Source organism: Apibacter adventoris (assembly GCF_002964975.1).
GTDB lineage: Bacteria > Bacteroidota > Bacteroidia > Flavobacteriales > Weeksellaceae > Apibacter > Apibacter adventoris.
The window spans coordinates 1-1,518 of sequence record NZ_PSZM01000014.1; the positions used below are offsets into that span (position 1 = coordinate 1).

Here is a 1,518-nt window from a genome sequence, read left to right on the forward strand (position 1 = left end):
CCTTTTTTATATAATTCTTCATTTCCAAAAAACTCTATTTTCTTTTTTAAATCACTATTAAATTTAAAATGGATTTTTTCCTTAGGCATTTGTAATTCTGCATAGGTTATAGTATATCGTAATGAACGGGTTTCAATAACAGCTTGTTTTATTTCTTCCTTACTGTCTTTATATTCTTCTAATATTTTATTTTTCTTTTCTTCAGAAATTTCACTATAATATTCCTCTTTAATTACCTTATAATATTCCTCTGCTTCAGGGAATTTAAAATTAACAAATTTATTTTCCTTATGAGCATAAGAATTACGTATAACATTCATGTCTTCAGTACTTAAAGTATCAATCATATTTTTTGTCATATTATATTTGAAATCATTAATTTTATAATTATTCATATATCTAAAATACAAAAAATTAGACTGATCATATGCAATTAAAGGCATTTGATTGATTTCCTCAGCATGAGAAAATCTTGGGTCAGCGGGATAACGTTCTCCAAAAATGGTTAATAATTCCACTTCTTTAGGAAAGATTGTACTTATTTCATATATATCACTTTCTATTCCCTCATCAATATATGTATATTTAGAATAATCTTCTTTAGTTTTGCAGCTTATAAAAAGTAAAATACCTAATAATAAAATAGAGTTTTTCATAAAAGGTTAGTTTTTCAATATTTGCATAGATATAAAAAATAAAAATAAAGACTTTATATTATTACCGTTTAAAGATTTAGTTTTATTTCTTTGTCTTAGGTCGTATTACATATAAACCGCCAGAATGTGGGAACATATCCAAATTATAAAAAATATATATAAACATATATCCTTTTTTATATAATTCTTCATTTCCAAAAAACTCTATTTTCTTTTTTAAATCACTATTAAATTTAAAATGGATTTTTTCCTTAGGCATTTGTAATTCTGCATAGGTTATAGTATATCGTAATGAACGGGTTTCAATAACAGCTTGTTTTATTTCTTCCTTACTGTCTTTATATTCTTCTAATATTTTATTTTTCTTTTCTTCAGAAATTTCACTATAATATTCCTCTTTAATTACCTTATAATATTCCTCTGCTTCAGGGAATTTAAAATTAACAAATTTATTTTCCTTATGAGCATAAGAATTACGTATAACATTCATGTCTTCAGTACTTAAAGTATCAATCATATTTTTTGTCATATTATATTTGAAATCATTAATTTTATAATTATTCATATATCTAAAATACAAAAAATTAGACTGATCATATGCAATTAAAGGCATTTGATTGATTTCCTCAGCATGAGAAAATCTTGGGTCAGCGGGATAACGTTCTCCAAAAATGGTTAATAATTCCACTTCTTTAGGAAAGATTGTACTTATTTCATATATATCACTTTCTATTCCCTCATCAATATATGTATATTTAGAATAATCTTCTTTAGTTTTGCAGCTTATAAAAAGTAAAATACCTAATAATAAAATAGAGTTTTTCATAAAAGGTTAGTTTTTCAATATTTGCATAGATATAAA

Annotated in this window: 2 protein-coding genes; both read right to left on the reverse strand. The window is 23.8% G+C overall.

Going from position 1 to position 1,518, the window contains the following annotated elements:
* On the reverse strand, positions 1 to 656 hold a 656-nt coding region (locus tag C4S77_RS02995), incomplete at its 3' end, for a hypothetical protein (RefSeq protein ID WP_146106025.1).
* A gap of 82 nt (positions 657 to 738) precedes the next feature.
* A complete protein-coding gene (locus C4S77_RS03000) occupies positions 739 to 1,482 on the reverse strand; it encodes a hypothetical protein (protein WP_105245978.1) in 744 nt (247 codons plus the stop codon).
* Positions 1,483 to 1,518: the final 36 nt, after the last annotated feature.

Coding starts and splice junctions, on each gene's coding strand:
- C4S77_RS03000 (WP_105245978.1), bottom strand. CDS start 1,482: ATGAAAAACTCTATTTTATTATTAGGTATTTTACTTTTTATAAGCTGC.